At 52.9% G+C, this 24,135-nt stretch carries 22 protein-coding genes and 4 tRNA genes; 11 read left to right on the top strand and 15 right to left on the bottom strand.

Going from position 1 to position 24,135, the window contains the following annotated elements; all coding sequences use genetic code 11:
- Positions 1 to 31 precede the first annotated feature (31 nt).
- The 4 genes from hrpA to L1X57_RS18095 form a co-directional block, all read right to left on the bottom strand.
- The gene (gene hrpA / locus L1X57_RS18080; protein WP_009722737.1) at positions 32 to 4,045 is read right to left on the bottom strand and encodes an ATP-dependent RNA helicase HrpA; all 4,014 of its coding nucleotides are present in this window, start codon (positions 4,043 to 4,045) and stop codon (positions 32 to 34) included.
- 100 nt (positions 4,046 to 4,145) lie between these two features.
- Positions 4,146 to 5,816: an AMP-binding protein gene (locus tag L1X57_RS18085; protein WP_009722736.1), complete on the bottom strand. Its 1,671-nt coding sequence runs from the start codon at positions 5,814 to 5,816 to the stop codon at positions 4,146 to 4,148.
- A 186-nt stretch (positions 5,817 to 6,002) separates the two neighbouring features.
- Positions 6,003 to 6,788, bottom strand: coding sequence for a class II glutamine amidotransferase (locus tag L1X57_RS18090; RefSeq protein ID WP_009722735.1), 786 nt, complete (start codon positions 6,786 to 6,788; stop codon positions 6,003 to 6,005).
- Positions 6,789 to 6,821: 33 nt separating this feature from the next.
- Positions 6,822 to 7,247, bottom strand: a complete 426-nt coding sequence (locus tag L1X57_RS18095) for a hypothetical protein (RefSeq protein WP_009722734.1) — start codon at positions 7,245 to 7,247, stop codon at positions 6,822 to 6,824.
- A gap of 62 nt (positions 7,248 to 7,309) precedes the next feature.
- Between L1X57_RS18095 and L1X57_RS18100 the strand changes: the two genes are divergently transcribed.
- Positions 7,310 to 9,406, top strand: coding sequence for a S9 family peptidase (locus L1X57_RS18100; protein WP_039868717.1), 2,097 nt, complete (start codon positions 7,310 to 7,312; stop codon positions 9,404 to 9,406).
- Positions 9,407 to 9,588: 182 nt separating this feature from the next.
- Positions 9,589 to 9,756, top strand: a complete 168-nt coding sequence (locus L1X57_RS18105) for a hypothetical protein (protein WP_009722732.1) — start codon at positions 9,589 to 9,591, stop codon at positions 9,754 to 9,756.
- Between the two features lie 56 nt (positions 9,757 to 9,812).
- On the opposite strand, the gene L1X57_RS18110 is transcribed toward L1X57_RS18105, so the two are convergent.
- The 8 genes from L1X57_RS18110 to grxD form a co-directional block, all read right to left on the bottom strand.
- On the bottom strand, positions 9,813 to 10,271 hold the full coding sequence (locus L1X57_RS18110) for a YcgN family cysteine cluster protein (RefSeq protein WP_009722731.1): 459 nt from the start codon (positions 10,269 to 10,271) through the stop codon (positions 9,813 to 9,815).
- Positions 10,272 to 10,302: 31 nt separating this feature from the next.
- The gene (locus tag L1X57_RS18115; protein ID WP_009722730.1) at positions 10,303 to 10,887 is read right to left on the bottom strand and encodes an acyl carrier protein phosphodiesterase; all 585 of its coding nucleotides are present in this window, start codon (positions 10,885 to 10,887) and stop codon (positions 10,303 to 10,305) included.
- Between the two features lie 24 nt (positions 10,888 to 10,911).
- A complete protein-coding gene (locus L1X57_RS18120; protein ID WP_009722729.1) occupies positions 10,912 to 11,205 on the bottom strand; it encodes a YcgL domain-containing protein in 294 nt (97 codons plus the stop codon).
- Positions 11,205 to 12,314 carry a ribonuclease D gene (rnd, locus tag L1X57_RS18125; protein WP_039868780.1) on the bottom strand — a complete coding sequence of 370 codons (1,110 nt, stop codon included), beginning with the start codon at positions 12,312 to 12,314 and terminating at the stop codon, positions 11,205 to 11,207. Before rnd ends, L1X57_RS18120 begins: the two co-directional genes overlap by 1 nt.
- A 73-nt stretch (positions 12,315 to 12,387) precedes the next feature.
- On the bottom strand, positions 12,388 to 12,993 hold the full coding sequence (gene recR / locus L1X57_RS18130) for a recombination mediator RecR (RefSeq protein ID WP_009722727.1): 606 nt from the start codon (positions 12,991 to 12,993) through the stop codon (positions 12,388 to 12,390).
- 3 nt (positions 12,994 to 12,996) lie between these two features.
- Complete coding sequence (locus L1X57_RS18135; RefSeq protein WP_009722726.1) at positions 12,997 to 13,323, bottom strand: YbaB/EbfC family nucleoid-associated protein; 327 nt, start codon at positions 13,321 to 13,323, stop codon at positions 12,997 to 12,999.
- A 55-nt stretch (positions 13,324 to 13,378) separates the two neighbouring features.
- The gene (gene dnaX, locus L1X57_RS18140) at positions 13,379 to 15,436 is read right to left on the bottom strand and encodes a DNA polymerase III subunit gamma/tau (protein WP_234667832.1); all 2,058 of its coding nucleotides are present in this window, start codon (positions 15,434 to 15,436) and stop codon (positions 13,379 to 13,381) included.
- A 132-nt stretch (positions 15,437 to 15,568) separates the two neighbouring features.
- Positions 15,569 to 15,919, bottom strand: a complete 351-nt coding sequence (gene grxD / locus L1X57_RS18145) for a Grx4 family monothiol glutaredoxin (RefSeq protein ID WP_009722723.1) — start codon at positions 15,917 to 15,919, stop codon at positions 15,569 to 15,571.
- Positions 15,920 to 16,139: 220 nt separating this feature from the next.
- On the opposite strand from grxD, the gene argF reads away from it, so the two are divergent.
- Complete coding sequence (gene argF / locus L1X57_RS18150; RefSeq protein WP_009722722.1) at positions 16,140 to 17,066, top strand: ornithine carbamoyltransferase; 927 nt, start codon at positions 16,140 to 16,142, stop codon at positions 17,064 to 17,066.
- A gap of 95 nt (positions 17,067 to 17,161) precedes the next feature.
- On the opposite strand, the gene L1X57_RS18155 is transcribed toward argF, so the two are convergent.
- A tRNA-Ala gene (locus L1X57_RS18155) sits at positions 17,162 to 17,237 on the bottom strand.
- Between the two features lie 192 nt (positions 17,238 to 17,429).
- Between L1X57_RS18155 and uvrY the strand changes: the two genes are divergently transcribed.
- The 7 genes from uvrY (at position 17,430) to nadB (ending at position 22,973) form a co-directional block, all read left to right on the top strand.
- Positions 17,430 to 18,080, top strand: coding sequence for a UvrY/SirA/GacA family response regulator transcription factor (uvrY, locus tag L1X57_RS18160; RefSeq protein ID WP_009722721.1), 651 nt, complete (start codon positions 17,430 to 17,432; stop codon positions 18,078 to 18,080).
- Positions 18,081 to 18,126: 46 nt separating this feature from the next.
- Entirely contained in the window at positions 18,127 to 19,941 is a 1,815-nt protein-coding gene (gene uvrC / locus L1X57_RS18165; protein WP_039868716.1) for an excinuclease ABC subunit UvrC, read from the top strand.
- A gap of 97 nt (positions 19,942 to 20,038) precedes the next feature.
- Positions 20,039 to 20,587, top strand: coding sequence for a CDP-diacylglycerol--glycerol-3-phosphate 3-phosphatidyltransferase (gene pgsA / locus L1X57_RS18170; protein WP_009722719.1), 549 nt, complete (start codon positions 20,039 to 20,041; stop codon positions 20,585 to 20,587).
- 84 nt (positions 20,588 to 20,671) lie between these two features.
- Positions 20,672 to 20,746: transfer RNA gene (locus tag L1X57_RS18175), tRNA-Gly, on the top strand.
- A gap of 87 nt (positions 20,747 to 20,833) precedes the next feature.
- A tRNA-Cys gene (locus L1X57_RS18180) sits at positions 20,834 to 20,907 on the top strand.
- A 42-nt stretch (positions 20,908 to 20,949) separates the two neighbouring features.
- Positions 20,950 to 21,036, top strand: a tRNA-Leu gene (locus L1X57_RS18185).
- Between the two features lie 299 nt (positions 21,037 to 21,335).
- The gene (nadB, locus tag L1X57_RS18190) at positions 21,336 to 22,973 is read left to right on the top strand and encodes an L-aspartate oxidase (RefSeq protein WP_009722718.1); all 1,638 of its coding nucleotides are present in this window, start codon (positions 21,336 to 21,338) and stop codon (positions 22,971 to 22,973) included.
- Here nadB and L1X57_RS18195 read toward each other — a convergent pair.
- Together L1X57_RS18195 and L1X57_RS18200 are read right to left on the bottom strand one after the other, a co-directional pair.
- A complete protein-coding gene (locus L1X57_RS18195; RefSeq protein ID WP_009722717.1) occupies positions 22,950 to 23,228 on the bottom strand; it encodes a hypothetical protein in 279 nt (92 codons plus the stop codon). The two genes, nadB and L1X57_RS18195, sit on opposite strands and share 24 nt — an antisense overlap.
- A 79-nt stretch (positions 23,229 to 23,307) precedes the next feature.
- Positions 23,308 to 23,601, bottom strand: coding sequence for an FAD assembly factor SdhE (locus tag L1X57_RS18200; protein WP_009722716.1), 294 nt, complete (start codon positions 23,599 to 23,601; stop codon positions 23,308 to 23,310).
- 205 nt (positions 23,602 to 23,806) lie between these two features.
- Here L1X57_RS18200 and L1X57_RS18205 point away from each other — a divergent pair, with 205 nt between their 5' ends.
- Positions 23,807 to 24,103: an integration host factor subunit beta gene (locus L1X57_RS18205; RefSeq protein ID WP_009722715.1), complete on the top strand. Its 297-nt coding sequence runs from the start codon at positions 23,807 to 23,809 to the stop codon at positions 24,101 to 24,103.
- The last annotated feature ends 32 nt before the right edge of the window (positions 24,104 to 24,135 follow it).

Raw genomic sequence — 24,135 nt, forward strand, 5'->3', positions numbered from 1 at the left:
GCGCGAGCCTATTATCGTATTACGGCAAGCGTTAAACGCTAATAATCTCTTCCCAACGCTTTTCAAGGCGCTTCACAGATACAGGCATTTTTGTACCCAACTGCTGAGCAAACAGAGACACTCTGAGCTCCTGAATCCACCAACCAAATGCCACTAACTCTGGGTCTTCCGCGTCGCCTCTGCGTTCGCTTTTGCGGCGCGCGTCGAAACGCGTTTCTAATGCTTGGACATCGTGCATGAGCATTTGGTCGCGCCCTCTCTCTCGCGCTGCTTTTTCAAGCCTGATCAACGCAGCCTCTGTATAGCGAGGATACTCCGTTAACCACTCGCCTGCATCGCGAATGAAACCAGGGTAAACCAAGCGCTGCATCTGCGCGCTGACATCACTGTAAACAAGCGCCAACGCAAAGTTGAGCTTCCCTTTTAAAATCTTAGTCACTGCTAGATGCCCTTTCAGCGCCGCTTCAACATCGGACAACAGTGTTTGCGCATGCGCTAACAACTTTGCTTCAGATACTTGCAAGCGTTCTTTAAGGGCTTTCTCCGAGCGTGGTAGCGGATGCTGAGCCACTACCTGAGTAAACACCGCTAGCAGAAGATCATCAACCAACTCATTTTTGTTGCCTACCTTCGCAAACAACAGCGCGCATTTTTCCACGCCTGGCAAACGCTTAATAGCTTTCACCTGATCCGGCTGTTGTGAAATTGCCAAACGGGCCACGCCCATTTGGTGAGCCGCCGCCGCCTTTGCAGGATGGTCGAAAAGTGCCACTTTGAAGCGCGCGTCTTCTGCCACCAGTGCCGGGTAAGCCTCGACGCGGATACCCGCCTGGGTAGTCACCCGAGATTCCGGAAGCGGCTCACTGGGCAGACCTTCAAGCGCCGGGGCCTGATTAACCTGCTCTGCTAACGCCTGGGCTCCCCTACTGGCGGCTTCTTCAAAGCGCCTTTCCAGGGCTCGCAAGTCGCGCCCCTGGCCCAGCATTTTGCCAGCGTGATCCACAACCCGCACGTTCATGATTAAATGAGGCGCTAGCAGGTCTAGCCGCCAGTCGTCAGGGTGCACCCGAGTGCCCGTACGCCTTCGAATAAACTCAGCCAAGGCTTCGGTCAGCGGGCGTTGGTCAGGCACCAAGGTTTCCAGCGCCGCATCGACCCAATCAGGGATAGGCACCACCTGCCGACGAATGCTTTTCGGCAGTGATTTAAGTAGCGCAATGCACTTTTCGCGCAGCAAGCCTGGTACTAACCACTCAAGGGCATGCACAGGCAACTGAGGCAGCATAGCAGCAGGCACAGTCAGCGTAACGCCATCGTCTTCAGCATCAGGATCAAAGTGATAGCTAACCGGATAGGCAACCCCTGCCAACACTAGGTGGTCAGGATACTGCGCCTGAGTAACGTCGTTGGCATCCCTCGCTTTAAGCGCGTCGATATCGAATTTTAGTAGGCTGGGAAACTCACGCTCGACCTGCTTACGCCAATGTTCAAATCCTTTGCCATTAACAATATCGTGAGGAATTCGTTCGTCATAAAAAGCAAATAGTGTCTCTTCATCGACCAGAATATCACGCCGACGCGCACGATCTTCGAGTGCCTCGACTTCTTCAATCAGCGCTCGGTTATGGGCAAAAAACTCACCCTTAGTCTGAAATTCGCCTTCCACTAGCGCACGGCGAATAAACAGCTCCCGGGACTCTTGAGGCGCAATCGGACCGTAATGCACTCGGCGGCGGGCTACAATAGGCAGTCCAAACAGCGTTACTTGCTCAAAAGCGACCACCTGGGCACGCTTCATTTCCCAGTGAGGCTCGCTGTAGCTGCTTTTTATCAAATGCTGCGCTTGAGGCTCAATCCACTGGGGGTCAATTTTCGCCACTGTGCGGGCAAATAATTTCGTCGTTTCAATTAGCTCAAACGCCATTACCCACTTCGGCGTTTTTTTCGCCAGCCCTGAGCCTGGGTGAATCATAAACTTACGGTTACGCGCGCCCAGGTATTCACGGTTTTCCAGCAGTGTTCCAAGGTTTGAAAGCAGCCCAGATAACAATGCTTGGTGCAGCTTTCCAGATGTTTTGCGACGCGCTTGCTTGGCTTGCTCTTCGCTTTCATCTTCATCTCTGAGCGGCGGTGCAGGCACGTCGATGTCCATATCGCGCAGCAGCTGACGTAATTGACGGAACGTGTCATGCCATTCGCGCATGCGCAGATAGTTAATATAGTGCTCGCGACACCAGCGGCGCAGCTGATTGCCGGAGAGTGCCTCGCGGGCATTTTCAATGCCGTGCCACAAGTTTAACAACGCAACAAAATCAGAATCGGGATCATGCCAGCGCTGATGCGCTTGATCCGCCGCTTGGCGTTTGTCCGCAGGTCGATCTCTAGGGTCTTGTATCGCCAAGGCTGATACCACAATCAACACATCCCGCAGGCTGCCCCGTTCGGCACCTGCCAGTACCATGCGCGCTAGGCGTGGGTCGATAGGTAGCTTGGCTAGCTTACGGCCCAACGGGCTTAGGCGCTGCTGATCGTCCACCGCACCCAGTTCGAACAGCAAACGAAAGCCATCTTTTACGAACCGGCTGTCGGGTGGGTCAACAAAGGGAAATGCTTCTATACTGCCAAGCTTCAGCGCCAGCATGGAAAGAATGACCGACGCTAAATTTGTGCGCTGAATTTCTGGGTCGGTAAACGCTGGCCGCGACAGGAAGTCTTCTTCATCATAAAGACGAATGCATACGCCTTCCGCCACACGTCCACAGCGACCTTTACGCTGATTGGCGCTGGCCTGGCTAATCGGCTCAATCGGTAGCCGCTGTATTTTCGCACGATAGCTGTAGCGGCTGATGCGCACCAAGCCTGGGTCTATCACGTAGCGAATCCCCGGCACTGTGAGCGAGGTCTCAGCAACGTTAGTGGCCAACACAATTCGCCGCCCTCGATGGGAAGCGAAAACGCGATTTTGCTCTTCGTTGGAAAGTCGAGCATAGAGCGGCAATATTTCCGTGCCAGTTAAGTCAGCCCGTCGCAGGGTATCGGCTGCCTCACGAATTTCCCGCTCACCCGGTAAAAACACCAATACGTCTCGCGGGCCATGCAACCAGCCCTTTTCACGCTCGATGGTTTCGATTTCGCGCACTGCATGCAAAATACCTTCTTGCAAAGTACGGTCATCTTCATCCTCTTCGCTACGCGCCAGCGGGCGGTAATGAACATCGACAGGAAACGTGCGGCCAGACACTTCCACCACCGGCGCGGGCGTCTTAGCACTACCAAAGTGGGCAGCGAAGCGGTTCACATCGATGGTGGCTGAGGTAATAATGACTTTTAGATCAGGACGCTTTGGCAGCAAGCGCTTTAGATAGCCCAGCAAAAAATCAATATTAAGGCTGCGCTCATGAGCTTCATCGATAATTAGCGTGTCATAACGCAGCAGCAATGGGTCGTGCTGCGTTTCTGCCAGCAAAATACCGTCAGTCATCAGCTTTACGAGCGTATTCGGGGAGCTTTGATCATTAAAACGTACTTGATAACCCACCTGCTCACCCAGCGGTACGCTCATCTCTTCCGCTAGCCGCCCGGCAACGCTGCGCGCCGCCAATCGACGTGGCTGGGTATGCCCAATCATCCCTTTGCGCCCACGGCCAAGCTCTAGACAAATCTTGGGCAGCTGGGTGGTTTTACCCGACCCTGTCTCACCCGCCACGACCACTACCTGATGGTCGCGGATAGCCTTTAAAATATCCTCACGCCGCTCCACTACGGGCAACTCGGCAGGATAATCCAGCGCCACTTTCAGTGCTTCGCGGTTAGCAAGCAGCCGCTTAGCTTTTTCAAGGTCGCGTTGAACCTGCTGGACACCGTGGTCAATCGGCTTACTGTCTCGTTGGCGCCGCTTAAGGCCTGCCACGCGACGCGCTAACTGCTGTGCATCACGCAGCATGACGTGGCTTATCTCCTCATCTAATACGGTGAGTGGATAAGCGTTCTGGGCGTCAGCTTGGGAAGTTTGCGTGTCGGTGGTCACGTTAGGCTCGGTTTCCATCTCAGAATAAAATCGGCCCACTGCATGAGTGGGCCGACTATTGTAACGCCTTCGCTAACAGGACGCCTAACAGCCGCCTGATAGCGAGTTCATCAAGCGCTTAAGCGTTGCTTGTTTCCTGATCGCGGAGCTGCCGGCGTAGCACCTTGCCAACGTTGGTTTTGGGAAGCTCATCACGGAACTCTACGTACTTCGGAACCTTATAGCCGGTTAGCTCTTTTTTGCACCACTTGCGCAGCGTCTCAGCATCTAACTCGCTGTTTTTGGAAACAACGAATAGCTTGATCGCTTCACCAGCATCTTCATCCGGCACGCCAACAGCCGCCGACTCCAACACATCTGGATGCGCTGCCACCACATCTTCTATTTCATTTGGATAGACATTAAAGCCAGATACTAAAATCATATCTTTTTTTCGATCAACGATTTTGATGTAGCCATCGTCCTGCAATATGGCGATGTCACCCGTGTGGAACCAGCCATTTTCATCAATGGAATTGCGTGTTTCATCTTCCCGCTGCCAGTACCCCTTCATCACCTGAGGCCCTTGCACGCAAAGTTCACCAGGCTCCCCCATCGCAACATCATTACCGTCTGCATCTATCACTTTCACAGCGGTACCTGCCACCGGTTTACCAATGGTGCCAAGCTGTATAGCGTTAGTGGGGTTAAAGCTAACAATGGGTGATGTTTCCGTCAGCCCGTAGCCCTCTGCAATCGGGCAACCTGTCGTTTCTTCCCAACGTTTAGCAGCCGCTTTGGTTAGCGCCATACCGCCCGAAATAGTCAGCTTCAGCTTCGAAAAATCGAGTTGCTTAAAGTCATCTCGGTTACACAGCGCGTTAAACAGCGTATTCAGACCAATAAACCCGGTAAACGGCAAGCCTTTAAGCTCTTTGACAAAGCTAGGTAAGTCGCGAGGATTGGTAATCAGTAGCGAGTGGTTGCCTGTTTCCATTAGGAACAAACAGTTAACGGTAAACGTATAGATGTGATAGACCGGCAATGGCGCGACTACTAACTCTTCGCCATCAGTCAAATGCTCACCGATAGCGGCACGCGCCTGGAGCATATTGGCCACTAGGTTCTGGTGAGTCAGCATCGCGCCTTTAGGCATACCTGTGGTGCCACCCGTGTATTGCAGTGCAGCCACATCATCCATGGTGCGTTGCACCTCGGTATGATTTAACGACGCACCTTTTTTCAGTGCATCGCGGAAGCCAACAGCGTTTGGTAACGAGTAGGCAGGCACCATCTTTTTAACGTGCTTAACAACGGCGTTAATTAGCCAACGCTTTGGCACATCGTGTAGGTCAGCAAGCTGGGTAACCAAGACGTGTTGGATATCCGTTTTATCCAACACTTTCTCAAGTTTGTCAGCCATATTGGCCAAAATAACAATGGCTTTGGCATTGGAGTCCTTAAACTGGTGCGCCATCTCCCGCTCGGTGTATAGCGGGTTGGTATTGACGACGACTAAGCCAGCCCTTAGTGCACCAAACACCGCAACAGGAAACTGCAGCACGTTAGGCAACTGAATGGCGATTCGGTCACCGGGAACCAAGTCAGTTTCATGCTGCAACCAGGCTGCAAAATTGGCAGACAGACGATCAAGGTCGGCAAATGTTAGGGTTTTGCCCATGCAGCTAAATGCAGGTTTGCTGGCAAAACGTTTAACCGCTGAATGAAAGACATCCGTGACTGAGTTGTACTGATCCAAGCCTTCAAGCGCTGGGCCACGTAGTACGTGGGCATTGGCGTGTTCGCTCATGGGCAATCTCCGCTATCCGTGTCGATATTTGACCGACCTTGTTATTGTTGCGTGACTAAGTAGCAAGCCTAAAAGAGCCAACCATATACGACAGGCAGCACGCTGTAAAACGATCGATTGAAACTGGCGTTTCAACTTTAGCTTAAGGCATAGCCCTGCTACTGTCGCTCACGCTGTGTCGTCATCCTATTTGCTATGACCGTAACTCGCGTTGATTTCTCCCTCGCGCCATACCAATAATTCGCCTGGGACCATTCGCTGCCACGCTTCATTTTGGGTAAGTGGTTCGGTAGCAATCACAGAGACAATATCGTTAGGCGTTGTATGTTCAATAAAATTAACCGTCAACTCTGCGTCAGATAGCTCTGCCTCACCAAAGGGTGCGCGGCGAGTAATATGAGCCAGTTTGGTCGAGCAGTAGCTGTATAAGTAAACGCCATCAGATAACAGTAGGTTAAAAACGCCTAGTCCGCGCAACTCTTCGCATAGCCCGTGTAACCGCTCCCACAATAATTCAGGAGACGCGGGCGGTGTGGGAAAGCAACGACGCAGCTCGCCCATTAGCCAGCAAAAAGCGTGTTCACTGTCTGTATTACCGACCGGGGTATACACACCTAATGGCAGCTGTTGCCAATCGCTCAGCTGGCCATTGTGGGCGTAGCACCAGGGACGCCCCCACATTTCACGAGTAAACGGATGCGTATTTGCCAGCCGCACACCGCCTACATTCGCTTGGCGAATATGGCTAATCACTACGTTGGACTTAATAGGATAGTCACAGATTAGGCGGGCAATTGGGGAGTCAACCGAGGGATGGGGGTCACGAAATTCACGATAACCGCCCTCCTCGTAAAACGCGATGCCCCACCCATCGCGATGAGGCCCAGTTCCCCCACCGCGGTGTAAAAAGCCGGAAAAACTGAAACAAATATCGGTAGGTACATTGGCGCTCATGCCTAGTAACTCACACATCGGCTAGCTCCATCATCGCGCCTTGTACACGCATTAGTTAATCACTGGTTCTCGGCGGCGAGTTGGCTGAGGGTCTTCTTCCTCAGGCTGACGTTGAGAAACATCGTCAAAAGGTTGCGGCCGGCGCCACCACCACAGAGCAACGCCAACACACGCACCTAAGGCAACGCCTAAAATTAACCACAGCAAGCCGCCACGTAGTGCACTAGTGCTATGCTCTAGAAAAGCAACCGCAGATACCATGGCAGCCGGTGCCCACCCTGAATAGAACTCTCCTTCCTCTATCAACGGCAAACGATAGCCTGCAGGCATCCACATGGCCCCCGCCACGCACCAGCTAATTATCAAACGCGGTAGACGAGGCAAACATGCCAGCGCAAAGTAGACAGCGACCAGCACTATCAGCGAAAGAGCGTAATAACTTAACCACAGCAGTGACATTGAGTCTTCAAACAGCATAATAACCCTCATGTGGGTGGAGACACCCGACGTTGATTTCCCGTCATGGTACCTATCAATTTATGAAAGCACAGCCTGGTATGCACGAAGGCTCGCCTGTCGCACATTATTATCGCGCTAATTCTCCAGAATGGCACTGGCTAGAAGAGCGTGAAGCGCCTGATGTAAGGTTTTTTTTAGAAGCCGCTAACCAACAGCACGATGAATGGTTTGCCCCCTTACGACCACTTTCCGAAACACTTTATCAAGGCCACTTAGCGCGCCGTGAGCTGGCGGTGACCAGCCTTAAGACAGCGCTTGACCACTTTACGTTCTGGAGTAACACCGCCGCCGAAGATGATTACTCCTGCTGGTGGCGTCACCCTAACGGCCAGCCTGATGCTCACGAGTGCTTTCTAGACGTACGTGACCGCGCCGCCGATCAGCCGTTTTATGACATGGGCGACATGGCACTTTCCCCCAATGAACAATGGCTCGCCTGGACGGAAGACACCCAGGGCGACGAACGCTTCACACTGTGGTTAAAGGCGTTACCCGACGGAAAACCGCAGCAACTACTAAGCGATATTGGCGCTAGCGTATGCTGGGCGGAGGATGAAACAACCAACGGTGCAACGCTGCTATTTACACGCTTTGATGATACCCAGCGCCCTGACTCTATCTGGCGGATGTGGATACCGTTTTCAACGCCAGAGCGCCTTGCTGAACCAACCTTAGTAATGCGTGAGAACGATCCGGAGTTCTGGATTGGGATTGGCAAAACACGCTCGAAAGCGTGGCTTTTGATTGAAAGCGGTTCGAAAGATACAACAGAAATTCATGCCGTGCCCGCAGATCAGCCCCACGCTTCACCGATGTGCCTGCATGCCCGCCAGGCAGGTGTTGAAGCGAGCATTGATCATCGCCCTGGTATGTTTTATCGCTTACAAAATTTCGCAGGCCCGCATTTTCAGCTCGACTTCACAAGCGAGGCTCAACACAGTAACTCTGCTCCAGAGTGGCAGTCGCTGATAGCTCACCGTGAGGACACTACCTTAGAAGGGGTTGATGCGTTTGACTGGGGACTAATCATTGCCGAGCGAAGCCATCATGAAGCCCAGGTTATGTTACGCCGCTTAGTGCTAGATAAAGACCACAACCTCACATTCGATAAACATATCGAACTGCCTGAAACACCCTGCTCACAGTTGCTGGAAGATTCGCCGCACTTCGATGCCAATACGGTGCATCTACGCGAAGAGTCGTTCACCCGTCCTCCCAGTTGGTATGCGCTAAATCTTGATAGCGGTGAACGCACGTTGCTCAAGCAAGTGCCCGTTTACGGCCAACTGCTGCCTGACCAGCTAGTTAGCCAGCGCATATGGGCAACCAGCGCTGACGGCGAACGTGTGCCGGTATCCATCGTCATGCGCGCCGATCTGATAGGCCAACCACTACCCACGCTGCTATATGGCTACGGAGCCTACGGCGAAGCGCTTGACCCTTGGTTCTCGATTGCTCGGCTTGAGCTACTGGAACGCGGCGCAGCCTTTGCGGTCGCCCACGTACGGGGTGGCGGCGAACGCGGTGAGCCGTGGTATCTAAATGGCAAAATGACTCATAAAGAGAACAGCTTTAACGATTTCTTAGCCGCCCGCGAGGCGTTAGTAGACAAAGGGTTTAGCCAACCAGAACGGATTGTGGCTTATGGAGCCAGTGCAGGTGGCTTGTTGGTTGGCACCTGCATCAATCGCGAACCTGAGGCGTTTTGCGCAGCGGTATTAGATGTGCCATTTCTGGATGTGCTCCGCACCATGCAGAACCCAGAGTTACCACTTACCACCGCCGAATATAGCGAGTGGGGCAATCCTGAAGACCCAGACGTCGCCGAGCGTATCGGTGGCTACTCACCTATCGACAACATAGGTTCCCAGCGCTATCCAGCGCTATGGATAGAGGGCAGCTGGTTTGATACTCGCGTCAGTTACTGGGAACCTGCCAAGTTCTATGCTCGCGTTACCCAGGCACAGCAGGGCAATGCTCCTGTGCTGCTTCATACCGACATGAGTAGCGGACACGGCGGTGCCTCAGGTAGGTTCAAAGCCTGGCGAGACACTGCTCGCCAAGACGCGTTTATCCTGTGGGCATTGGGATTAGCCCCCTTGGACGCGACAGACTAACCTCAATAGCGCTACTTCAAGAAACAGCAGAAGGCTCCTAGATAACAAAAAAGCAGCGTCCAGACGCTGCTTTTTTGTATAAAAATCACTTTATGGAAATGCTTTCCATAAAGTGATTTTTACGCCATACTAACCATAAGTTTTATAGACAAACGTCTAACCCGCAAACCTAGGAGCAAACCATGAGCTATCAGGAACAGTTTCCAACGATTTGGGATACGCCGCTAAAAGCAACAGCGGCACCCCATCAATCGACCACGCGTGAAACTAAAGCAAAGCCCCAACCCTCTCAGCTTAAAGAAGCGTTTTTAACCATTTGGGATAGCACAAAAAGCAAAACCGCCAGCTAACGTTATTACCATTAGCCAGCGGTTATTAAGCGCGCCAGGGAGGGCTACTGTCAGATTTAGGACATCGGTAATACAGCAATAATATGCTCTTCCAGTAAGCGTTCAGGCACATCGTCCTGAGAAACCGCAAAATTTCTCACGCTTACGCCCTTCCGGTGAACGCGCTCAGCATCGTTACTCAGCAGCGGATGCCACCCTGCTAGCTTGCGTCCTTCGGCAACACGCCGATAGCCACATGTGTGTGGCAGCCAAGTAAACTCTTTGACTAACTCAGGCGTTAGTTGGGTACAGTCAGGTACGCTATCAAAGCGATTTTCATAGTCACTGCACTGGCAACTGTGGATATCAAGCAACCGGCAGGCAACGTTAAGAACCGCCAATTCTTGCGTTTCATCGTCGTGGAGCTTCAACAAGCAACATTGGCCGCAGCCGTCGCATAGCGCCTCCCACTCTTGAAGTGTTAGTTCCTCCAGTGAGTATTTTTCCCAAAAGCGCTCACGCATGGCGGTTACCATCATTGATTCCCTCTACTTGCAACATTTCGGGCTAACGCCCACCACCCACAGTACCACCGCTGCTAGTTAGCGTGTCACGACACTCCTGCCATAGCACGGTGAAGTCGGCTGCTAAGCATGGATAGTCTTCGTAAAGCCAAGGCACTAACTCTGCCAAGCGATTAGGCCCTGATAGCCGCTGACCAACGCCAGCTACTGCACGACAGGTAAAGTCAAAGTCAGCGTAACGGTGCAACCAGTCATGCTTAACCATCAGCGGCATCATCGTAGACAGCCGCTGCGGCGCAGGCCAAGCCTGTAACAACTGGTAGCAGCGTTCGATTAACTGGTGCTGCTGCTCTCCCGCCTGTTGACGAGCAAGAAAATGATCCCACACAATATCTAACGCGATACCGACATAACGCCGTTGGGCGCTTGGCGCGCGCCGCTTTGCCTCTAAAACGTTAGGGTGCCGATCAATCCAGGCGTCCACACGGCGATGATGACGTATGCCACTAGCAACATCTGGCGACCAAGCCGTTAAGTCTTGCCCCTTCACACCGTCAGCAATCAGATTTCCATAGAGAAACTCATCACTGCCAGGATGGGCAAGCCAAGCATGGGCAAGAAAATTCATCGCAAAGCGTTCATGGCAAAACGTTCATTCGCGGTTAGCCGCCTGCGCACGATGAACATCCAGCAAATAGGCTTCTTTCGCAGGCGGCATTTGCAGGTAAAAGCCTTGCTCTTGGATGGCAGCCATCACATCCGTTGCATTCACCCGAGCCAGCTTTTTATCGGCGGTCAATATCATTGTCAGCACCGGCACTGGTTTACCGAAAGTGTCCATCAATGCGTCGGGCACGGATGACAACCCTTTCTGCTTATCTATGTAGAGATACATCTCGTCTTTGCGTGAGCTTTTTAAAATCTCACAAAGCAGTTTCTCGCTCATTACGATAACTCCTCAAGCGCCTGATGAATTTCTTGAGCTAAGTAAGTATGGCGCCAACCGCCAGGAGTGGTTAATGGCTGATTAGCGAGCCGCTGCATCACAAGCGCCTCAATATCTCGACGCCGTAGTAACATCTCGGGCGCTATTTGCAGCTCAGCCGCCTTCTCAGTCACTACTTTTTTCAGTGCTTTAAAACGCCGCTTAAACGCTGGGTGCATCGGGTCTGGCCAGCGCTCAGGCAGATCATCTTCGGGGCAATGCTGAGCCTGCTTCACCAGCGCCAGCAACGTGTCGCCTTCTTTTTTAACCAGCGGCGGCTTGACCCCTTCAATCTCTGCTAGCTCATAACGATTTTTAGGCATTTTTTCTGCCACCGCGAACAGTAACTTATCGCTGACCAACCAATTACGCGGCAAATCCCGGTGGCGGGTTTCGCCTTCACGCCAAATAGTCATTAAACGGTAGGCTTCAAGTTGACGGGGGTTAAGGCGCCACAACTGCCGCTGGCGTGTATACCATTGGCCGTCGCTCTCGACACTGCGGCCTGCCTGCTCGATAAGGCTGGCGCACTCATCGTTAAGCCATTCACGCCGCCCCAGTTGCTCAAGCTTTTCCGCTTGAAAACCCCAAACTTTCAGCAAATAGATAACATCTAACGCCGCATATTCACATTGGGAGAGCGTTAAGGGGCGCTCTAACCAGTTGGAGCGCGTCTCCTCTTTAGGCAGCGTTTCCCCCATCCAGTGCTCTACCAGTTTTTGATAGCCCATGCCCGGTGTTTCACCCAAGAAAGCCTGCGCCACTTGTGTATCTATAAGCGGCGTTGGCAATACGCCGGCCCAATGCTGGAAAACCTCGAGGTCTTCGCTGCAGGCATGAAGTAGTTTGATGGCACTATTTTGCAACAAATCACGAAAAGAAGCAGTGCAAGGTGTGCTCAACGGATCAACTAAATACGCCATGTCACCGGTCGTGAACTGAATAAGCGCAGGTACTGGAAAAAACGTGTTTTCACGGAAAAATTCAGTGTCTAGGGCAATCACACGGGCACCGGCGACTTGCTCGCAAGCAGCATCTAAGGCGTCGGCACTATCAATCCATTGATACATCGAGGGGGCTAAAGAGGACAAAGCAAACTTCCGGGTTGGCACAATCGCAAAAGCGCTTGCGTTTTTATAAGAGTCAATCGCTGGCGAAAGGCTGGCGACCATTAAAGGCGCGACTTAGCGTACCACCGTCTACATACTCAAGCTCTCCTCCCATGGGCACACCATAGGCGAGTCGAGAAAAAGAGACACCGTAGTGAGCAAGTTGGGCGGCAATGAAGTGCGCAGTCGCTTCGCCTTCCACGGTGGGATTAGTGGCAAGCACCACTTCACGTATATTGCCTTCCGCAATGCGGCTTTCCAGAAGATCCAGGCCAATAGCATCGGGGCCAATGCCATCCAGCGGAGAAAGATGACCATGCAATACAAAATAACGCCCCTGAAAGCCACCGGCCTCTTCAATAGCAAGCTGATCAGCAGGCGACTCAACAACACACAGGAGCGAATCATCACGGCGAGTACTTTCGCACAACGCGCAAACATCCGCTTCGGTCAACGTACGGCAGCGCTGGCAATAACCGACTTCTTCGATGGCCTGCTGAATCACCGCTGCCAACCGCTGCCCGCCTGGGCGCTCACGTTCCAACAAATGCATGGCCATGCGTTGGGCCGTTTTTGGCCCAACGCCTGGCAGCACGCGGAAGGCGTCCATTAGTTGCTCAACAAGCGGGGAAAAGCGCATGGATTAGAACGGCATCTTAAAGCCGGGCGGCAAGTTTAAGCCTGCCGTCGCTTCTTCCATCTTCGCTTTAGAGTTTGCTTCCACTTTGCGAACAGCGTCATTCACGGCAGCAGCGAGCAGATCTTCCAAAAGCTCTTTGTCTTCTTCGAGAACACTGGGGTCAATGGTGACATTGGTGACATCATGGCGACCATTCATGGTGATTTTCACCATACCGGCACCCGCTTCGCCATGTACTTCCGCTTTCGCAGCTTCTTCTTGAACCTGCTGCATCTTCTCCTGCATTTCTTGGGCTTGCTTCATTATGTTGCCCATTCCACCTTTAAACATGCGGTTATCTCCTGAAGGATCAAAAATATAAGCATCGCGAGTCAATCATCAACGACTAAGAACGTTTGTCAGACGTGGGTTTAACGGTTGACTCAATGAGAGTAGCCCCAAATGCCTGCTGCAGCTTCTGTATATTGGGGTCGCGGTGTAATAGATCAACAGCCAACGAGTGACGCTCTTGCTGCTGACGCTCTTCCTGCTGGCGAGGCGTTTCAATATCAGACGCTAAGTCAGCTACCGTAAACTCAATACGCCGAGGCAGCCCATAACTACTTAGCGCACGCTCAATACGGCCATTGTGAACATCGGCCTGCATAGCGGATTGGCCAGGGTCAAGACGCAGCACCACCGTGTGGCCATCATCACTTTCAAGCTGACAGTGCGCTGCCAAATTGCGGGTAAGGCCGCCTAACCCAAGGGCACTGAAGCATGCCAGCCACCCAGCATGATCCAGACGATCGCCAGAAGCACCCTGGCGGCTGGCAACATTAACAGGCACATCAGCGGAAACTGGCTCTGGCTCTGGCTCTGGCTCTGGCTCTGGCTCTGGCTCTGGCTCTGGCTCTGGCTCTGGCTCTGGCTCTGGCTCTGGCTCTGGCTCTGGCTCTGGCTCTGGCTCTGGCTCTGGCTCTGGCGAGAGCATAGCCGCACTCTCCACCTCATCAAGCGACCACGGCGGTGCTTGCTGTTCTAATGAGGCATCTAGCGCGCTGGATGCCTCATTCGTGACTGGCTCAACACTCGCCTGCACTGCGGCTGAGTCAGGCGCTTCTACCTGATTGCTCGGCAGTGCAGGCTCAGGCTTTTTTGTCGTTGGCTCATGAGCAGAGGCTGATTCAGACACGCTGCTATTATCAGATGCAGATACCTGAGAAATTGATTCATGAGAGACAGGTTCATGAGAGACAGGTTCATGAGAGTTAGGCTCATGAGGCACCGCTTCTTGAGATGCAGCGTTACTGGGAGATTCGCGGCGCAGTGGAAGCGGTGTGGCAGCAGGCTTTGGCACTCCCTGGGGGCGAAACGCCAGCATACGCAGCAACGTCATTTCCAGCGCACTGCGCAGATCAGGAGCGTGCACCATATCACCACGCCCCTGGATACCAATCTGATAATAAAGCTGAATATCCTCAGCAGTAAAACGGCTCGCTAACTGTTGAATAAGCGCTCGATCACCGTGGCTGTTATCCACAGCATCAGGCACCATCTGCGCCACCGCCAAGCGATGCAAAACCGCGCTTAACTCGTCCAGTACTGCTGCAAAATCAGGCCCCTGCTCCGATAGCTGGGCAACCTCGGCTAGCAGCCGTTGAACGTCCACATCAGCCAATGCTTCTACCAGCGCCAACACGTGGCGATGGTCCAAGGTACCGAGCATGGCAGCGACATCTGCATGGCGAATCGCACCTTGGCCAAAGGCAATGGCTTGATCGGTCAGGCTCATCGCATCACGCATAGAACCTTCCGCGGCCTTACCTAACAGCCACAAAGCGCTCTCATCATACGCAACACCTTCCTCACCCAGTACATAGGTTAGGTGCTCTACCACCCGCTCAGGGGGCATATGCTTAAGCGTGAATTGCAGACAGCGGGATAGTACGGTGGCAGGCAATTTCTGCGGATCTGTGGTGGCCAACAGAAATTTCACGTGGGGCGGCGGCTCTTCCAACGTTTTAAGCAGCGCATTAAAACTACTGGTCGACAACATGTGCACCTCGTCAATCAGGTACACCTTATAGCGCCCTTGCGTAGGCGCGTACTGCACGTTATCGAGCAGCTCACGGGTATCTTCAACCTTGGTACGCGAAGCGGCATCAACCTCGATCAAGTCAACGAAACGCCCTTCGTCAATCGCGCGACAGCTGTCGCACTGACCGCAAGGCGTCGAGGTGATACCTTCATCACCACGGCCATTTGCGGTGCAGTTAAGGCATTTGGCAAGGATACGCGCAAGCGTGGTCTTGCCCACGCCTCGGGTACCCGTAAATAGGTAGGCATGGTGTAAACGGCCTTGGTCGAGGGCATTGACCAAGGCGCGCTGAACATGGGCCTGGCCCACGAGCTCGTGGAATGTACGCGGCCGCCATTTGCGGGCCAGAACCTGATAGCTCATTGAGCACTACTTCCTTTGGCGGGCTAACTGTCGATGCGAAAAGACACCATTCTAGCGGCTGCGCTGCAGCCCGCCAACCGCTTGGCCCAAGACCAGCAGCCCACTAGACCAAGCGGTATAGGGCATTAAACGTTATGCGTTATCGCCACTCTCAGCAGCTCCGGCACGTTGGGCAGCTTCTTTAATCAGCTTCTCAAGTTCACCGCTCTGATGCATCTCGATCACGATGTCGCAGCCACCCACCAGTTCGCCTTCCACCCAAAGCTGCGGAAAGGTGGGCCAGTTAGCAATTTTCGGCAGTTCAGCGCGGATATCTGGATTATCCAGCACGTTAACAAAGGCAAAACGCTCACCGCAGCCCATCAGCGCCTGCACCGTTTGTGCAGAAAAACCACACTGCGGCAACTGAGGTGTACCTTTCATGTAGATAAGAATGGGGTTTTCACTAATTTGGCGCTGAATATTTTCGGCAGTCGTGCTCATGATGTGCTCCTAAAACAAGTGATGTTATCTAGCCAGTTTACGCAATTCGTTAACTCGCTTTAACCCTTCAGCCGAAGATTACCTTTTGTTGCTGTGCAAGCTAATACTTGAGCAAACTACTCGGCCTTATCGTGTGGGACGTCATTCTACGCATGCCGAGCGCGTTGCGCATCCCCCGCGGCATCGCTAGGATAGTGTTTTTGCGCGGAGAGATATCATCATGGCGACACGCCATTTCTTAACCTTGCTGGATTTAACCCCAGATGAGCTGGCGTACCTGATTCAGCGTGCCATTAAGATCAAAACCGAGCTCAAGGCTAACGGCCCTGTTTACACGCCGCTGCCTAATCGCACGCTAGCGATGATTTTTGAGAAATCATCCACCCGCACACGGGTATCATTTGAAACCGGCATGGCACAGTTCGGCGGTCACGCGCTTTTTCTCTCCCCCCGCGACACTCAGTTAGGACGCGGCGAACCGATTGAAGACACTGCCCGCGTGCTGTCCGAAATGGTCGATGCAGTGATGATCCGCACCTTTTCACACGCAGGTTTGGAAACCTACGCCAGCGCTAGCAGCGTGCCCGTCATTAACGCCTTAAGTGACGACTATCACCCCTGCCAACTGCTGGCTGATGTGATGACCTGGACCGAGCTGCGCGGCAGCGTGAAAGGACGTACTGCCGTTTGGGTTGGGGATGGCAATAATATGTGCCACTCCTGGATTAACGCCGCTCGCCAGTTTGGTTTCCAACTGCGCGTTTGCTGCCCGAAAGGATATGAGCCTCGTGCTGACATTATGGAAGCCGCTGGGGACTGCGTAACGTTGCTTCACGACCCTCACGAGGCGGCTAAAGGCGCCGACTTGATCACTACGGATGTATGGGCATCCATGGGGCAGGAAGAAGAACAGGCTAAGCGCGAAGCAGATTTTGCAGACTTCCAGGTGACCGAAGCGATGCTTGATAGCGCACAACCTGATGTGCTTTTCCTGCACTGCTTGCCCGCCCACCGCGGCGAAGAGATTAGCCACTCCCTGCTCGACGACCCCCGTGCCGTCGTATGGCAAGAAGCGGGGAACCGCCTACATGCACAAAAGGCGCTAATCGAGTTTTTACTGCTTGGTAAAATCGCCGACGACGAGTAGCACCTGATAGCACAGGCTTTCAATTGATAAGTTATTAGTATAAAAAACGCCCCGCTACTTAGTAACGGGGCGTTTTTTTGGATTCTTCTGTAAAATGGTGGAGCCTAGCGGGATCGAACCGCTGACCTCAACACTGCCAGTGTTGCGCTCTCCCAGCTGAGCTAAGGCCCCACGTTTTTTACACAGCTCTTTTAAATCACTCTTAGAGCAGCGCCAAGATACTACGCTAGTAATTTGCTTAGCGTCAAGCTAATGATGAACAACTATCAACTAAATTCTCCTTTGGTTAGAGCTGTGGCACTCTATGTCATGCAACGCGGCTTTCGCCCACCACTACGATGATTCCATGCAGGAGCCAGCACCTTGATCAAAGTTTTAATCGCCGATGATCATCACCTGGTGAGAACCAGTATTGCTCACCTGCTAAACCAAGAGTGCGATATAAAAGTCGTAGGCGAGGTCGACGATGGCGAAAGCGCCGTGACTCAATGCCGTCGCTTAAAGCCTGACATTGTCGTGATGGATATTCGCATGCCCGGCATCGGAGGGCTTGAAGCTACTCGCCGTATTCATAGAACAATGGAAGACGTCAAAGTACTCATATTAACCGCCCACATGGAAGATAGTGCGTTACGACTCATGCTGGAAGCGGGTGCGATTGGCTTTCTTAGCAAAGGGGCCGACACAACGGAAATGACCGATGCTATTCGTCAAGTCTTTCACGGAAGGCGCTATGTCAGTAAAGAGATCGCTCAACGATTGGCACTTTCCCGCTTTTCTGACGAAGATAACCCTTTTAGTCGCCTGTCACGCCGCGAACTACAAATCGCTCTTATGATTGTTAACTGCGAGCGCGTCCAAGTAATCTCAGACCGTTTACACATCAGCCCAAAAACGGTTAACGCTTACCGCTATCGGCTATTTGACAAACTAGAGGTTGCTACCGATGTGGAGCTTACCCACTTGGCACTGCGCCACGGTTTAGTCGAGGGCTTTGACGCCATGCTGGGATAGACCTACCATCGCAGCTTCTGTTGCCTAGAAGCGCCGATACCCAGCCATGACTTTTGATGCCAAGCAATTTTTAAGCTCTGTCAGTACCTCGCCGGGTGTTTATAGGATGCTCGACGAGCACAGCAACACCTTATATGTCGGGAAAGCCAAGCGCCTGAAAGCTCGACTTTCCAGTTATTTCCGTGGTCAGCTTAATACCAAAACCCAGGCGATGGTGGCGCGGATTGCTGATATCCAAATTACCGTCACCCGTAGCGAAACTGAAGCACTGCTGCTAGAGCAGACGCTCATAAAAGAACTGCGCCCGCCATATAACATTCTGTTAAGAGACGACAAGTCCTACCCTTTCGTATTTGTGACCGATCGACACGCTTACCCTGCGCTTGAATACAAGCGTGCGCGACAGCGTAGAGGAGATGGCCGTTATTTAGGCCCTTACCCAAGTAGCGGGGCGGTGAAAGAAAGCCTAGCGCTGATGCAGAAAATCTTTCGCATACGTAACTGTGAAGATAGTGTATTTGCCCACCGCTCTCGCCCGTGCCTGCAATACCAAATTCAGCGCTGTAGCGCGCCTTGCGTCGACTACATTTCAGAAGCGGATTATCGCCGCGATGTTGAGCATGCAGTGATGTGCCTTGAAGGCAAAAGCGAGCATGTCACCCAGCTTCTTAGCGAGGAGATGGAAACGGCCAGCCGCGCTTTGAACTTTGAAGAAGCGGCAAGGCTACGTGACCAAATACAGCAACTACGTCAGCTACAGCAACGCCAGTTTGTCGATAATGAAAGCGGTGATGCCGACGTTTTTGCGCTGGCCCAGCGCCCTGGTGCGCTAGGTGTATCAATACTTAGCGTTCGCGACGGCCGCTTACTGGGCGCTCGCCATCACACGCCTAAAAACGACCTGGACCTGCCGCCTGATATGCTGCTGACAGAGGTCGTTAGCCAATACTATTTCGGCCAGCCTCACAACGTGCCAAGCGAAGTGATTACCAGCCATGCACTTGATGATAGCCCGCTGATTGCTGAAGCACTTTCCCAGCAAGCGGGCAAACGCGTTCGCGTCACCAGCCAAGTTCGAGGCCATCGCGCGCAGTGGCAGCACCTAGCCATGACTAACGCCGAGCAACAGCTTGCTTCGCAGCTGGCTAACAAAACCCAGCTTACACAGCGCTTTGAAGCACTTCAAAAAGCACTCTCGATGGAGAAAATGCCCGAACGCCTGGAGTGTTTTGACATTAGCCACAGCCATGGAGAAGCAACCGTTGCTTCCTGCGTGGTATTTGATCATCAGGGCCCTCGCAAAAGCGATTATCGCCACTTCCGCATCGAAGGCGTCGCCGCAGGCGACGACTATGCAGCCATGCAACAAGCACTAACACGGCGCCTTAAACGGGTAAAAAGTGGCGAGGCAGTGGCCCCTGATATTTTGATCGTCGATGGTGGCAAAGGTCAGCTAAACATGGCTCGTGGCGTGTTAACCGAACTAGCCGTTACCGATATAATTTTGCTTGGCGTTGCTAAAGGCTCCACCCGCAAAGCAGGCCTGGAAACACTCTTCCTGGAAAGCACTGACAACCCTTTACCCCTTGACCCCGCTTCACCAGCATTACATCTGATTCAGCATATTCGCGATGAATCTCACCGTTTTGCTATTGCGGGCCACCGAGCCCAACGTGACAAAGCGCGCCGCACCTCAACGCTGCAAGACATTCCCGGCATAGGCCCTAAAAGGCGGCGCGAACTATTACGTTTCTTCGGCGGTTTGCAGGGCGTTCAGAAGGCCAGCCGCGATGAGTTGTCACGCGTTCCTGGTATTAATGCGTCGCTCGCCGAGACAATTTACCAATCTCTAAATGGATAAACCTGCTGTTAACATGGATGCCAAGCACCAAGGGGGATAGAATGGCCCCCACTACACTTCGTCTTCCATGATTCTCCGGCAAGGATCGCGCCCTGCGATGAACATACCCAACATACTTACTCTGGCAAGAATCGTTTTCATTCCATTGTTGGTAGTGCTTTTTTACCTACCTTTCAACTGGAGCATGCCAGTCGCTGCAGGCTTATTTGCCTTGGCATCCATCACCGACTGGCTAGATGGCTACTTAGCTCGCCGCTGGAATCAATCAACGCCGTTTGGCGCGTTTCTCGATCCTGTGGCTGACAAGTTGATGGTCGCCGTTGCACTGGCGCTTCTCATTGAGCGCTTTGACACACTGGTATTAACATTGCCCGCACTGGTTATTATTGGCCGCGAAATCGTTATTTCAGCCTTGCGTGAGTGGATGGCCGAGATGGGCAAGCGGGGCATGGTGGCGGTCTCCTGGATTGGTAAGCTTAAAACAACGCTGCAGATGGTTGCTTTGCTTATACTCCTGGCATTCCCCCCCGGGCATGAGCTTGCGATAATTGGCGTCGTTGTTCTTTACGCTGCGGCCATTCTTACGCTGTGGTCGATGGCGCAGTACCTTAAAGCGGCTTGGCCTCACTTGAGCCGTTCAATGTGACCATCTCTCTACACGACTGAACCTTCAGACAAATTCATTAATTGACAAGCTCGTAGCGATGCGTATAATTCGCCCTCGAGTCGAGCGGGAATAGCTCAGTGGTAGAGCATCGCCTTGCCAAGGCGAGGGTCGGGAGTTCGAATCTCCTTTCCCGCTCCAGCTTGGATAGCGTGATAAAGCAATAGAGGGTCGTGAGCTGGAACGCCAGTCCGATCGAATCTACTTTCTCGCTCCAACGACTTGTAAGGCTGGATGGCAGAGTGGTTATGCAGCGGACTGCAACTCCGTGTACGCCGGTTCGATTCCGACTCCAGCCTCCATTTTAAGTGTGGCGATGAATAGCAATATTCCTGCGATACACTGCCCGGATGGCGAAATTGGTAGACGCAAGAGACTTAAAATCTCTCGGAGGTAACTCCGTGCCGGTTCAAGTCCGGCTCCGGGCACCACATTATTACCAGCACTTCTCCCCTTCTTTGTAGTCAATAGCAATCTCCCTCGTCGCCTTCAAAGCGCTTAAAAGCGTTTCTTGTGTTTTTAATGGCCTACTTTTATTTCACTTACCAGCTTGATCCCTACACATCGGATCATGGCGCTTAGCTGCTATCTATAGGCACTGAAAGCAATTTTCCACATGCACTCATCGCCAAGCGACAGCAGTCACGCTATGATGCCTTCCTCTGCTGTTTGCAGCGTGTAAAGCGTTTAGCACCTACCGCGTTTGAATGTGAAAAGAGGAACCGGCCCCATGAGCACGCCAACATCCGACGTACTTATCATCGGCGGCGGCGTCGCCGGCCTAACCTTAGCCCTTGAAGTTGCTGACCATCTTTCGGTCACCCTAGTCAGGCCTGCCCTGGATGATCAGGGAGCCAGCCGATGGGCTCAAGGTGGGATAGCAGCCGTACTCTCACCAGACGATGATCTAGACGCGCATGTACGAGATACGCTCATCGCTGGCGATGGCCTCTGTGATGAAGACGCTGTTCGATTTACAGTGACTAACGGCCCGGACGCCATCCAGTGGTTAATCGACAACGGCGTCCCCTTTACACCGGATCCAGACCCGAGCGCCCGCTACCCTTATCACTTAACACGGGAAGGCGGCCACAACGCACGCCGCATTATTCATGCTGACGATGCAACTGGACGCGCGGTAGTCGATACGCTGTACGAAAAAGTCACTTCTCACCCCAATATTACTCAGCGCAGTGACTTAACCATCCTGCACTTAATCAGCGATGCCACAGGCCGCTGTATTGGCGCGGAAGGCGTAGATCAACAGCAGCATCAACAAACACTGCTTGCCAAGCACATCGTACTAGCAACAGGCGGTGCAAGTGGCCTTTATCGACACACCACCACCCCATCGCCAAGCAGCGGGGAAGGCATGGTGATGGCTGCTGAACTGGGCGCAAAACTGATGAATCTTGAGTTTCAGCAGTTTCATCCTACCTGCCTGTTTGACCCAGAAGGACCTGCTTTTTTAATTAGCGAAGCCGTACGAGGAGAAGGCGGGCATCTGCTGAATGAGGCCGGCCACCGGTTTATGCCTGATATCGATTCTCGCGCTGAGTTGGCCCCCAGAGACGTCGTTGCCCGGGCAATCGACTCGCAAATTCAGCAAAGCAGCCGTGGGCATGTGTGGCTAGACATCAGCCACCTTGGAGAAGCGGCTATTCATCACCACTTCCCGACTATCTTGGCACACTGTGCCTCTCGGGGAATTGATATAACTCGCCAACCGATTCCAGTAGTACCTGCCGCTCATTACAGTTGTGGCGGTGTCGCCACGGACCATCACGGTGCAACCCACGTCACCAACCTCTACGCGATTGGTGAGATTGCTTACACGGGACTTCATGGCGCAAATCGCATGGCCAGTAACTCCTTATTAGAGTGCCTGGTATACGCCAGAAGCTGTGCAAAGCATTTGCTAACACCGGAAAAGCAGGCACAGCCATCACCAGCACCGCCTGAATGGCTGCTGGACGATAGCCCCGATGCAATGCCGCTGGATTCATCCATTTTTTTGGAAGCCCTGGCTAGCGTGCGTAGCGAAATGCGCGCCACTATGAGCCAATATGTTTCAATTGTCCGTAGCAATCAGGGGCTAAGTATCGCTCGCAATCAACTGAACGAACTTGAGAAACAGCTCAACGACATTCTTGGCGGCGGCCATGAGAAAACCGCTAGAAAGCGCAGACACCCTGAAAGCGTGCGTCTGCAACAAGCACTCTGGCTTGCAAAGTTGACGGTATTTGCGGCACTCCAGAGGCATGAGTCACGTGGGTTGCATTACTCTATCGACTGGCCTGAGCACCAGCAAAATACTGCAGTTTCTGAGGTGTCACTTGATCAGCTATCGCCCAGGGCGATGGCATAAACGCCGCAGCGCCCGCTGACTGTGAGCTGGCAAACTGTCTGGCCATAGCCAAAGCCGCTGCGGCCCAACATGAAGCCCGATTAACCAAGGGCCAACGTAATCAGCTTTAACAGGCTGTTCATTTTCAAGTTCACCATCGCCCGATAACCACTGAGCACTTAGTTGATAACCACTTTTTATAACCCTCAACTCACCCGCAGGTTGATAGCGATACTCTCGGCTTAGCAGCAGTATCGCTACTAATGCCGCAAGCATCGCTATCCATGGGCTAATAAGCCACGCCGCAATAGCACACAACCCGAATGCCAACGATGCGTGGAAAGCGCATTGGATTTTAGAGCGTACGATAAGCAGAGTTATCGGTATTTTCTGCATGCTCTACAATCATCTGCACGATGCGCTTTAACGATGGCTCCTCGGGCCATTCACGACGCATCAGCCATCCAAAGAGATCCTGATCCTCTTCCTCGATTAAACGCTGATAGGCTAACTGTTCATCTTCACTCAGCTCATCAAAGCGGTGCTCAAGAAACGGAATCAGCAGCAGGTCAAGCTCCCACATGCCACGGCGAGAGTGCCAATAAAGCCGTTTACGCAATATGGCTGCAGGGGAAGTATCGTCGTTCAACGTCAGCCTCTCCAGTTACAAAATGAGTCGCCAGTATACCTAAGCCACAGGGTCGCGCCAGCGCCTCACTTCGCCTATGCTGATATTCATTCTAGTACCTTGTTTTATCTGAATTGTTTTATGCTGTTATGCGCAGTATGCTGACTCTGTTGTTATCGAGGTCGCAAGCGTGTCACGGCCTTTAAAGTTCGCAGGGAGCCAACCGATGACCAAATCTGAATTAATCGAACAAATTGCGATGCGTCAACCGGAGCTATCCGCCAAAGAAGTAGAAACGGCGGTGCGTATTATTTTAGACGATATGACCGATGCGCTTGCTAGTGGGGGACGGGTTGAGATCCGAGGGTTCGGCAGCTTTTCGCTACACTACCGAGAGCCTCGTGTCGGGCGCAACCCCAAAACAGGAGACCCGGTCGACTTGGACGGCAAGTACGTACCGCACTTCAAACCTGGCAAAGAGTTGCGCGAGCAGGTAGATGCAAGCCGTGCACTCGGCTATTAATGAGCTAACCGAGGCTACACGACCACGGCGTC

It is taken from the genome of Halomonas sp. TD01 (assembly GCF_923868895.1).
Classification (GTDB): domain Bacteria; phylum Pseudomonadota; class Gammaproteobacteria; order Pseudomonadales; family Halomonadaceae; genus Vreelandella.

Bases quoted from the DNA above. Each gene is read 5' to 3' on its own strand.
- L1X57_RS18085 (WP_009722736.1), bottom strand. From the start codon at position 5,816: ATGAGCGAACACGCCAATGCCCACGTACTACGTGGCCCAGCGCTTGAA.
- L1X57_RS18120 (WP_009722729.1), bottom strand. From the start codon at position 11,205: ATGAGCGAGAAACTGCTTTGTGAGATTTTAAAAAGCTCACGCAAAGAC.
- L1X57_RS18105 (WP_009722732.1), top strand. From the start codon at position 9,589: ATGAGCTATCAGGAACAGTTTCCAACGATTTGGGATACGCCGCTAAAA.
- L1X57_RS18195 (WP_009722717.1), bottom strand. From the start codon at position 23,228: ATGCTTGCGGCATTAGTAGCGATACTGCTGCTAAGCCGAGAGTATCGC.
- L1X57_RS18090 (WP_009722735.1), bottom strand. From the start codon at position 6,788: ATGTGTGAGTTACTAGGCATGAGCGCCAATGTACCTACCGATATTTGT.
- dnaX (WP_234667832.1), bottom strand. From the start codon at position 15,436: ATGAGCTATCAGGTTCTGGCCCGCAAATGGCGGCCGCGTACATTCCAC.
- L1X57_RS18135 (WP_009722726.1), bottom strand. From the start codon at position 13,323: ATGTTTAAAGGTGGAATGGGCAACATAATGAAGCAAGCCCAAGAAATG.
- L1X57_RS18205 (WP_009722715.1), top strand. From the start codon at position 23,807: ATGACCAAATCTGAATTAATCGAACAAATTGCGATGCGTCAACCGGAG.
- L1X57_RS18110 (WP_009722731.1), bottom strand. From the start codon at position 10,271: ATGGTAACCGCCATGCGTGAGCGCTTTTGGGAAAAATACTCACTGGAG.
- hrpA (WP_009722737.1), bottom strand. From the start codon at position 4,045: ATGGAAACCGAGCCTAACGTGACCACCGACACGCAAACTTCCCAAGCT.
- rnd (WP_039868780.1), bottom strand. From the start codon at position 12,314: ATGTATCAATGGATTGATAGTGCCGACGCCTTAGATGCTGCTTGCGAG.
- L1X57_RS18095 (WP_009722734.1), bottom strand. From the start codon at position 7,247: ATGCTGTTTGAAGACTCAATGTCACTGCTGTGGTTAAGTTATTACGCT.
- pgsA (WP_009722719.1), top strand. From the start codon at position 20,039: ATGAACATACCCAACATACTTACTCTGGCAAGAATCGTTTTCATTCCA.
- recR (WP_009722727.1), bottom strand. From the start codon at position 12,993: ATGCGCTTTTCCCCGCTTGTTGAGCAACTAATGGACGCCTTCCGCGTG.
- argF (WP_009722722.1), top strand. From the start codon at position 16,140: ATGGCGACACGCCATTTCTTAACCTTGCTGGATTTAACCCCAGATGAG.
- nadB (WP_009722718.1), top strand. From the start codon at position 21,336: ATGAGCACGCCAACATCCGACGTACTTATCATCGGCGGCGGCGTCGCC.
- uvrC (WP_039868716.1), top strand. From the start codon at position 18,127: ATGACTTTTGATGCCAAGCAATTTTTAAGCTCTGTCAGTACCTCGCCG.
- grxD (WP_009722723.1), bottom strand. From the start codon at position 15,919: ATGAGCACGACTGCCGAAAATATTCAGCGCCAAATTAGTGAAAACCCC.
- L1X57_RS18100 (WP_039868717.1), top strand. From the start codon at position 7,310: ATGAAAGCACAGCCTGGTATGCACGAAGGCTCGCCTGTCGCACATTAT.
- L1X57_RS18115 (WP_009722730.1), bottom strand. From the start codon at position 10,887: ATGAATTTTCTTGCCCATGCTTGGCTTGCCCATCCTGGCAGTGATGAG.